This window comes from Streptomyces tricolor (assembly GCF_002155905.1).
Taxonomy (GTDB): domain Bacteria; phylum Actinomycetota; class Actinomycetes; order Streptomycetales; family Streptomycetaceae; genus Streptomyces; species Streptomyces tricolor.
Map to the genome: position 1 here is coordinate 235 of NZ_MUMF01000764.1, position 7,266 is coordinate 7,500.

A 7,266-nucleotide genomic window follows, 5' to 3' on the forward strand; every position below is an offset into this window, starting at 1 on the left:
TTCGGCGCGGTGGCCGCCGCCCGGGTGCCGATCACCACCCTGGTCATCGGCGAGGGCGGCTCCGGCGGCGCCCTAGCCCTGGCCGCGCCCGGCAACACCTGGGCCACGCCGGACAGTTACTTCTCGGTGATCGCCCCCGAACTGGCCGCGGCCATCCTGAAGCGCCCGCCGCAGGAGATCCGGCCGACCGCGGACCAGCTCCGCATCCGCCCGCAGGACCTGGTCGAGCTGGGCGTGGTCCGGGGCATCGTGGACCACGCCCGCCCGTAGGTCACCGCACCGCCACCGCCCGGACGATCTCCTGCGTCACCGATCCCCCCTTGTCGTCCTGGGCCGAGGCCCGCAGCGAGACGGACGAGGCGCCGCGCGGCACGGTCAGCGTGCCGCGCCAGGCGGCGGCACCCCGGCCGCTCAGCGGCACCGTCCGCCAGGTCGTGCCGTCGTCGTACGACACCTCCAGCCGGCCCCCGCCGAGGGTGCCGGTGCCCGCGGCCCGGGCGACGTACTCGGCGCTGAGGCCGATCGGTGTCCGCCGCCCGCCGGGCACGGACCCGGCGAGGTCGGTGTCGATGTCGTAGGCGAGGTTGATCAGCGGCAGGTACGTCCAGTGGTCCTCGGGGGTGGCCGCCGAGCGGAAGGTCCACTCGGTGTGGCCGCGGGTGGCGAGCGGCCAGCGGGCGGCGTCCAGCGCGGTGTCGGTGACGACCCGGTAGGTGTGCTCGTCGGCGGGCGCGTCCCAGACGTAGGCGGCGGAACCGGTGCGCTCGTCGACCAGGGTGCCGTCCAGATGGACCGCGGTGGTCTGGCGCATGCCGCTGTCCTCGCTCCACACGTCGCCGAAGCCGGTGTGGTCGGGTCCGGAGTCGCCCCAGCCGGGCACGTTCAACTGGATCCGGCCGCCCGCGCGTTGCTGGCCCCAGCCGAGCCCGGTGCCCAGCCAGGGGTGCCACACCGGCCGGAACCAGTCCAGCCGCGACCGGGTGCCGCCGGTGTGGCGGACGAGCCCGCCGCGCTCCTCCAGCGCCCCGTCGGCGGTGGTGACGGACTCGTGCCACAGCTGGCCGGGACCGGTGGAGACGTGGTCCGTGCGCTCGGCGGGCAGGGCGACGCGCTCCCGGAAGCCGAGGCCGACCGGGAAGGTGTCGGTGATCGAGTACCGGAACTCGCCGCCCTCCCGCGGCCGGGAAGAGTGGAACCTCGTCCGCAGCGTGCCGAGTTCGCGGGCGCCGGGTGCGTAGGTGAGGTCGCGGTCCGGGACGGCACCCGGATGCCCCTCGGACAGGTCGTACACGTACGGCGAGTCGGCGGTGCCGGTCATGTCGACCCGGCCGGCCGCCCGGAGCCGGGCCGCGTCCGCGGTGTTCACGGTGGCGATCTGCAGGGGCCGGTCGGCGTTGTCCTCGGTGCCCCACCAGGCCATCAGCCGGCCGGGCGTGTCGTCCGTGACGAACAGGGCCGCGGCGCCCGCGTCCTGGGCCGCCCGCGCGAGCGCGGCCGGGTCGGCGCCGTCGGCGAGGCGGGCGAGGACGGCCTTGCCGGACACCCCGGCGACGGGCCCGTCGCCCACGTCCACCAGGGGGAGCCGGGTGCGGCCCTCGACGAGGGTGCCGCCGGGCTGGACGGTGGCCTCGCGAACGCCCCGGACCGTCAGCAGCGGTGCGGCCAGCCGCCACACGGTCCGGTACTCGAAGCCGCCCCGGGTGACCTTCGGGGTGGGCGCGGCGAAGACGCTGTCGTGGGTGAGGGGCACCTGGACCGCGCCGAACAGGTCGGCGCCGTCCGCCTTCCGGGCGTACTCCATGACGAGCTGGCGGGTCTCGGTGCGCCGGTCGACGTCCGCGCGGATCTCGCGCAGTCCCCGGCCGTCCAGGGTGACCTCGCGGTCCCGGTCGAGGGTGACCTCGGGGGCGGCGAGGAAGCCGAGGCCGAGGGAGTCGGCGCCGTGGCTGCCGCGCACGTCGAGGAAGGTGGCCAGGGAGTAGGTGCCGGGCGCCAGGCGCAGTTCGAGCGTGCCGGAGTCGCCGACGCGGGCGGGCCCGGGGTCGGCGCCCGCGGCGAGCCGCTGCACGGTGAGGTCGGCGGGGACGGGCGCGCCCGCACGGTCCTTGACGTGGACGGTGAGGGTGTACCGCTCCTCCTCCTTGACCAGTCCGAAGGCGGTGTGCGCGACGGTGGCGCCGGCCGGGTCGGTGGCCACGACGCTGCCGCTCGTCCGCCCCACCGGTGCCTTCGTGCCGTCACCGGTGACGGTGGTGGCGGCGGTGCCGTGGGCGGGGACGGTGAGGGTGTCGTCGGCGAGGGTGGCGACGCCGTCCGGGGCGCCCCGCACGGACAGCCTCAACTCCACGGGTGCGGCGGACCGGTTGGTGTAGGTGACGGTCCGGGTGACCGGCTGGTTCGTGTCGTACGGCCAGCGGTGGAAGCCGAGGTCGGCGCTGCCGGTGGCGGTGACCGTCGCGTGCACCGCGTCCGGCACGCTCACCCGGCCCGCGCCCAGCAGGTAGGCGGAGGCGTCCAGGGGCTTCGAGGTGGACATCAGCGCGTCCTTCAGCTGCCCGCCGGTCCAGTCCGGGTGCTGCTCGGCGAGCAGTGCCGCGACGCCCGCGACCTGCGGGGTCGCCATGGACGTACCGCTCATGGAGGTGTAGGGGCCGGTGCCGGGGACCAGCCCGGAGCGGGCGGCCAGGACGTCGACGCCGGGGGCGGCCAGGTCGGGCTTGAGGGCGTTGTCGCCGTGGCGGGGGCCGCCGGAGGTGAAGGGGGCCGGCCGGTCGGCGGAGTCCACCGCGCCGACGGTGAGGGCGGCGTCGGCGGCGCCGGGCGAGCCGATGGAGGAGGGGGCGCCGGTGTTGCCGGCAGCGACGACGAACAGCGCGCCGGTCTCCTCGGAGAGGGTGTCGACCGCCTGGGCCATGGGGTCGGTGCCGTCGCTGGGCTCGGCGGAGCCCAGGCTCAGGGAGACGATCCGGGCGTGCGCGTCCCGGGCCGCCCACTCCATCCCGGCGATGATCTGGGACTCGCTGCCCGAGCCCTGGTCGCTGAGCACCTTGCCGACGGCGAGCGTCGCGCCCGGTGCCACACCCTTCTCCTTGCCGTCGGAGGCGGCGCCGCTGCCGCCGACGGTGGAGGTGACGTGGGTGCCGTGTCCGTTGCGGTCGGCGACCTCCTGTCCGTCGACGAAGCTCCGGGTGGTGCTCACCCGGCCCGCCAGGTCGGGGTGGCCGAGGTCGGCGCCGGTGTCGAGGACGGCGACGGTGACGCCCCTGCCGGTCAGCCCCGTGTCCCAGGCCGCCGCCGTGCCGATCTGGGCGTTGCTCTCGGCCAGGCCGGCCGTCACCCGCCCGTCGAGCCACACCGTGCCGATGCCCGAGGTGCGGGTGAACGACCGCCAGAAGGTGCGGCCCCTGCCGGCCGACAGGGCGGCGCCGCGCACACTGGGCAGCGCGCGGGTCCGCTCGGCACCGGCCGGGGTCGCGGCCCGCGCGCCCTTGTCGTACGTCACGATCAGCGGCAGCGCGTCGGTCTTCGCGTCGGTGAGCCCCTGCCGGATCAGCCCGCTGACGTCGAACAGCCGCCGGTCCAGGGTGCCGGCGCGCAGATACGGCAGCGCCTCGTCCGGTACGACGGTGAGCCGGCCGTCGCTCTGCTGCGTCCGCACGGCACCGGTGGCGCCGCGGGGCCGCTGCACGGTGACGGTGCGTCGGCCGTGTCCGAGGTCGGTGACGGTCACCTGGTCGCCGGTGACGAGGGTGACGGTGGTGGCCCCGCGGTTGCCGGGGCCGGGGGCGGGTGCGGGCTGCGCCGCGACCGCCGGGCCGGCCGGGAGCAGGGCGCTCACCAGCGCCGCCGCCAGCAGGGCCGCCCCGCGTCTGACTGGTCCTGTGCTCATCCACGCCTCTTCTCGTGTGTGTCGAGCGCGTCGCGTGCTGGGACGAGTGTGATGTGCCGCTTGCTGTACGGGAGTTGACCGATGCTGACGGAAAGGCGCCCTGGCGGGTTTTCGCCAACTTCGATACGAGTCCCGCCGCTCCCCGTCGGACATGTGACTCCGCTGGCACCGTCCGTAACATGGGAGGCGGTCACTGGTCAGGTACGACGGGGGAAGCGAGCACCACGATGGACGGGTTGGTGGAGTTCAGGACCGAGGACGGTGCGCTCGTCGTGGTGGAGGGCGCCGGCACCACCCGGTCGGGGGCCCGCCTCGTCTCGCGCGGCGACGGTCCGGCGCAGGCCGCGCGCACCTTCGAGGGCGCGCTGGACGGCGTGCGCGCGGCGGCGACGGCGGCACTGCGCGTCTTCCGGGACGGCAGCCTGCGCCCCGACGCGGTGGAGATCGAGTTCGGCGTGCGGCTGTCCGCGGAGGCCGGTGCCGTCATCGCCAAGGGGTCGGCGGAGGGCCACCTGCTCGTCAAGCTGAGCTGGGCCCCCGGACAGCAGCCGGAACAGACCGCACCCGCGCAGAGCGCGTCCGGGCAGGCCGTGCCCGGGCCGGTCACGCCGGCGCCGGCCGTGCCCGGGCAGCCCGCGCCGGGCCGGACCGCGCCCGACCCGGAGCCCGCCGACCGGTGATGCACAGCGCCGCCTGGCACGCCCGGATCGCCTGTGGCGACGAGGTGGGGGCCGGATTCCTGGTCACCGGCCGCCGGGTGCTCACCTGTGCCCATGTCGTCCGGTGGAGCGACCGGGCGGCGGTGACCGTCTCCTTCCCGCACGCCCGGGAGCTGGGCGAGCTGTCCGCCACGGTCGTCGTCCACGGCGGCTGGGCGGGCGAGGTCACCGACCCCGGCGATGTCGCCGTGCTCGAACTGGACCGGGACGTCCCGCTCGCCCCGGCCGGTTTCGCGCCGCCCGCCGCCGCGTACACCGAGCCGTACCCGAAACTGATCGCGTACGGCTTCCCCGAGGGCTACGACGAGGGCACGCTCGCCGAGTACCAGGCCGTCTCCGGTCAGCTGATCGCCGGCGAGTGGCTGGAGCTGGTGGCGTGGAACGGGCACGGGCAGCCGCTCGTGGCCGGGTTCAGCGGGGCGGCGGCCACGCTGCCGGACGGCAGGGTGGCCGGCATGATCACCGCGGCCTCGGACGCGCCGGACGTGCGCAAGGGCCGGATGCTGCCGCTGGACGTGATGGCCCGTTACTGGCCCGGGCTGCGCGAGCTGGTGCCCGCCCCCGGCCACCGGGACGACACCCGCGACCTGCTGCACGCCCTGCTGCGCCGGGCCGCCGCCGGCACCGGCCCGGCGTGCGACCCGAACCGGCTGTACGTGGACGCGGTCGGCGCCTTCGGGCCGCCGCTGCCGCCGGGCGGCTTCAGCTCGCTGTGGGCCGCCGCGGCCTATGTGCAGGGCGAGGTCCCGGACCCGGCGGCGGAGGGCCGGTTCGCCGACCGGCTCCGCGAACTGCTCCACGAGGGACCGGCGTTATCGTCCCCCGCGCCCGCGGCGGCCCCCGACGCGGCGATCCCGGCGGCCCCGGCCTGGTCCCCGGTCGTCGTGGAGATCGACCACAGCGGTGCCGGGCCCGACCAGGTGACCGTGGAGGTGTCCGCGTACCGCGACGGCCGGCGAAGGCCGGTGGGCGCCCGCCGGCTGCCGCGGAACGCGGTGCGGGCCTACGTACAGAGCCGCATCGACGAGGCCGTGGCCCACCTCGCGCCGGACGCCGACGAGCTGGTGACCTTCGTCCTGCCGCGCGAGTGGCTCAACGAGGCGGTGGCGCACTGGGAGTGCGGCGCGGACGACAGCACGCCCCTCGGCTGCGCCTACCCCCTCGTGGTGACCGACCGCGCCCGCCACCACAGCGGCCGGCTGCGCCACCAGCTGCGCAAGAAGTGGCAGAAGCTGGACTCCGGCGGCGCGATCGAGGTGCACCGCGTCGAGTGCGGCACCCGGGAGCGACCGCCGAGCCTGCGCAAACGGCTGTGGGACGGCGACGCCCACCTGGCCGGCTTCGCGGCCCCGCCCACGGCGGCCCGGCAGCACTTCGAGGTCGGCCTCACCGTCCCCGTCCCCGTCCTGCTGTGGCCCCGGACCGGCGCGCCCTGCCCCGGCCACGAGGACGCCCCGCGCTCCGGTGCCGGGCCCGAGGACCGGCCCTGCCCCGGCACCGCGTTCCTCGACCAGCTCACCGCCGCCGTCGCCGGCGTACCGCCCGCCGAACTGCCCCGCCACATCCTGTCGTTGCGGCTGACGGCGGCCGCCGACGACGAACCGGACCGGCACTGGGCCTCAGATGTGCAGCTGCTCTGGGACGACCCGCGCTGCTTCCCCGAGACCACCGCGAGCCTGCACTCGCCCGTCGCCTGACCGAACCGCACGACCGACCGCCCCCCCCCACGGAGAAGAAGAGCCCATGCCCCTGTGGCCCGTCTACACCGGTACGAACGAGCCGCACGACGGCATCGCCGAGCTGCCCCCGCCGCCGCCCTGGCGGGCCTTCGACGGCGGGCCGGCGCTCCCGGCGCCGGACGCGGAAGCGGACGCCTCCGCCGTCTCCCCCGACCGCACCCACCGCGCCGAGACCTACCAGGCCACGCCGGAGACGGTGCAGCTGGTCAACGCGGCCCTGTATCTGCGCCGCCCGCTGCTGGTCACCGGCCCGCCCGGCACCGGCAAGTCCTCGCTCGTGTACGCGGTCGCCCGGGAGCTGCGGCTCGGTCCGGTGCTGCGCTGGAACATCACCAGCCGCAGCACCCTGCACGACGGCCTCTACCAGTACGACCCGCTCTCCCGGCTGTACGCGGCCCGGCAGGAGGCCGCCCGGCCGGACCGGACGCAGGGCCCGGACGACCGGTCGGGCATCGAGCACCATCTGCGCCTGGGCCCGCTCGGCACCGCCCTCCTGCCCTACGAGCGTCCCCGGGCGCTGCTCATCGACGAGATCGACAAGAGCGACCTGGACCTGCCCAACGACCTGCTGAACGTACTGGAGGAGGGGCAGTACGAGATCCCCGAGCTGGTGCGCGCCTCCCGGCTCACGCCGGACGGCGTCGCCGAGGTGCTGGCCGACGGCACCGACGAGCGGGTCCCGGTGGCCCGCGGCCGGGTGCGCTGCCGGGCCTTCCCCTTCGTCGTCCTCACCAGCAACGGCGAGCGCGAGTTCCCGCCCGCCTTCCTGCGCCGCTGCGTCACGCTGCACCTGCGCCAGCCGGACGACCGGCACCTCGCCGAGATCGTCCGCGCCCACCTCGGGGAACCGGACGCCTACGCGCGGACGCTGATCGACCGTTTCCTGTCCCGGTCGGGCGTCGGCGACCTGGCCACCGAC

4 protein-coding genes and 1 pseudogene are annotated in these 7,266 nt (G+C 76.1%); 4 read left to right on the forward strand and 1 reads right to left on the reverse strand.

Features of this window, described 5'->3' with window-relative positions:
- A pseudogene (locus CCN44_RS46950) lies at positions 1-270 on the forward strand (carboxyl transferase domain-containing protein); the annotation flags it as partial.
- 1 nt (position 271) lies between these two features.
- Here the strand turns inward: CCN44_RS46950 and CCN44_RS39045 are convergent.
- Positions 272-3,889, reverse strand: coding sequence for a S8 family serine peptidase (locus CCN44_RS39045; protein WP_086703782.1), 3,618 nt, complete (start codon positions 3,887-3,889; stop codon positions 272-274).
- Positions 3,890-4,128: 239 nt separating this feature from the next.
- On the opposite strand from CCN44_RS39045, the gene CCN44_RS39050 reads away from it, so the two are divergent.
- From CCN44_RS39050 to CCN44_RS39060, 3 genes are all read left to right on the forward strand, one after another.
- Positions 4,129-4,569 carry a CU044_2847 family protein gene (locus tag CCN44_RS39050; RefSeq protein ID WP_308406513.1) on the forward strand — a complete coding sequence of 147 codons (441 nt, stop codon included), beginning with the start codon at positions 4,129-4,131 and terminating at the stop codon, positions 4,567-4,569.
- Entirely contained in the window at positions 4,569-6,305 is a 1,737-nt protein-coding gene (locus CCN44_RS39055; RefSeq protein WP_208639929.1) for a VMAP-C domain-containing protein, read from the forward strand. The genes CCN44_RS39050 and CCN44_RS39055 overlap by 1 nt, the downstream gene beginning before the upstream one ends.
- A gap of 46 nt (positions 6,306-6,351) precedes the next feature.
- Positions 6,352-7,266: AAA family ATPase (locus CCN44_RS39060; RefSeq protein ID WP_086703784.1), on the forward strand; the 915-nt coding region annotated here is incomplete at its 3' end.

What these genes read in the sequence shown, in the direction of transcription:
- CCN44_RS39045 (WP_086703782.1), bottom strand. Translation starts at nt 3,889, where the DNA reads ATGAGCACAGGACCAGTCAGACGCGGGGCGGCCCTGCTGGCGGCGGCG.
- CCN44_RS39055 (WP_208639929.1), top strand. Translation starts at nt 4,569, where the DNA reads ATGCACAGCGCCGCCTGGCACGCCCGGATCGCCTGTGGCGACGAGGTG.